This is a genomic window from Priestia sp. TGN 0903, from assembly GCF_050846855.1.
In the GTDB taxonomy this organism is placed as follows: Bacteria; Bacillota; Bacilli; order Bacillales; family Bacillaceae_H; genus Priestia; species Priestia zanthoxyli.
In genome coordinates this window covers 1-2,627 of sequence record NZ_JBOZGL010000028.1, presented here as the reverse complement: position 1 = coordinate 2,627, position 2,627 = coordinate 1, and the positions used below count along the sequence as shown (strand labels likewise).

At 44.2% G+C, this 2,627-nt stretch carries 1 protein-coding gene; it reads left to right on the top strand.

Annotated features, from left to right (window positions below; all coding sequences use genetic code 11):
- Positions 1-2,627: tandem-95 repeat protein (locus ACRPLY_RS26725; RefSeq protein ID WP_432232220.1), on the top strand; the 2,627-nt coding region annotated here is incomplete at both ends.

The window sequence follows — 2,627 nt, the reverse complement described above, 5'->3', positions numbered from 1 at the left end:
ACGGTGACGGTAATAGTCACGCCAGTGAATGATGCACCGACGGTGCCAAATTACACGTTTAGTACGCAAGAAGACAGCCCTGTGGTAGGAGCAGTGGTAGGAACGGATGTGGATGGAAATCCTCTTAGTTATCAGCAGCAAAATGGTCCAACAAATGGAATAGCTGCAGTGAATGCAGATGGAACGTTTAGTTATCAACCAAACTTGAATTTTAATGGGACGGATCAGTTTACGGTATTGGTGTCAGACGGTCAGGGAGGAACGGCAGTTTCAACGGTGACCATTAATGTTATCCCTGTCAATGATCCCCCAATTACGTCCAATGTGAGCTTTACGATTGCGGAAGATAGCACGTTAATCAATCAAGTAGTGGCGGTAGATCCCGATGGAAATCCGTTAACGTTTAGCTTACAAACGGCACCGGGCAACGGAGTGGCCGTGGTGAATACGGATGGAACGTTTAGCTACCAGCCGAACCTGAACTTTAATGGGACGGATCAGTTTACAGTGTTGGTGTCAGATGGCCAAGGAGGAACGGCAGTTTCAACGGTGACGGTAATAGTCACGCCAGTGAATGATGCACCGACGGTGCCAAATTACACGTTTAGTACGCAAGAAGACAGCCCTGTGGTAGGAGCAGTGGTAGGAACGGATGTGGATGGGAATCCTCTTAGTTACCAGCAGCAAAATGGTCCAACAAATGGAATAGCTGCAGTGAACGCAGATGGAACGTTTAGCTACCAGCCGAACCTGAACTTTAATGGGACAGATCAATTTACGGTATTGGTGTCAGATGGTCAGGGAGGAACGGCGGTTTCAACGGTGACCATCAACGTTATCCCTGTCAATGATCCCCCAATTACGTCCAATGTGAGCTTTACGATTGCGGAAGATAGCACGTTAATCAATCAAGTAGTGGCGGTAGATCCCGATGGAAATCCGTTAACGTTTAGCTTACAAACGGCACCGGGCAACGGAGTGGCCGTGGTGAATACGGATGGAACGTTTAGTTATCAGCCGAACCTGAACTTTAATGGGACGGATCAGTTTACAGTGTTGGTGTCCGATGGTCAAGGCGGCACGGCAGTTTCAACGGTGACGGTAACAGTCACGCCAGTGAATGATGCACCAACGGTGCCAAACTACACGTTCAGCACGCAGGAAGATAGTCCTGTGGTAGGAGTAGTGGTAGGGACAGATGTGGATGGAAATCCTCTTAGTTATCAGCTACAGGTTGCGCCAGTAAACGGAGTAGCTGTGGTGAATGGAGATGGAACATTTAGCTACCAGCCAAACCTAGATTTTAATGGGACAGATCAATTTACGGTATTGGTGTCAGATGGTCAGGGGGGAACGGCGGTTTCGACCGTTACAATAAACGTAATTCCAGTGAATGACCCTCCAATCACCGCTGATTTAGCATTTACAATTAATGAAGATACACCTCTTACAAATCAAATTCCAGCTTTTGATCCAGATGGGGATCCGTTGACATTTACTTTGCTGAATCCGCCTCCGTCAAATGGAAGTGTTGTATTAGGGGCAAATGGAGTATTTACCTATACACCAAATTTAAATTACAACGGAATGGATACTTTTGGTGTGCTGGTATCAGATGGTAAAGGAGGAACTTCCCTTTCTACTGTGACCTTAACAATCGTACCTGTAAACGATCCGCCAGTAGGAGGAGATAGAGCTGTTACAACGACCATTAATCTTCCTGTTACAAGCAGCATACCTGCTTCAGACCCTGACAACGTTACTCTAACCTATACTCTTCAACAAAATCCAGATAATGGTGCAGCCGTCATAAATCAAGATGGTACATTCATTTATACACCTAATAACAATTTCATAGGTAATGATCAATTCACCATATTAATAACAGACCCAGAAGGAGCCACTGCACTATCGACTATTTTTGTAACGGTCCTTGAAACAAACGGAACTACAACTTCACAGGATTTGCAAATCTCTACTGATGAAGACACACCAGTAACAAATCAAGTAATTGCTACTAATGTAAATGGAAATCCACTTGTTTACACTATTGAAAACCCACCCATTAATGGAGTAGTAACAATTGATTCTAATACAGGAATATTTACGTATACACCGAATGCAAACTTTAACGGTTCAGATGCTTTTGTAGTATATATAACTGATAACTTAGGAGGAAATGCTACTGCATCAGTTATCGTTACAGTTATTCCAATAAATGATTCTCCAATTGTTCCAAATTATCAGTTGACGACTAACGAAGACACACCTGTAACTTCTATGGTAATTGCAACTGATATTGATGGTAATCAGCTGGATTATTCGTTACAAAATGCTCCAGTGAACGGAATAGTAAACGTAGGGTTAGATGGGATGTATACCTATACACCGAATGCAAACTTTAATGGAACTGACCAATTTACCGTACTAGTAAGCGACGGCCAAGGAGGAACAGCCATCTCCACCATCATGATTACGGTTCTGCCAGTAAATGATCCACCAGTAGGTCCGGTGGTGGTGACGTTGGTTACAACCGAAGATACGGCAGTATCGAGTCAAATTACAGCGTTTGATCCAGATGGAGAGGTGCTGACGTACAGCTTACAAGATCCGCCAACAAACGGAGT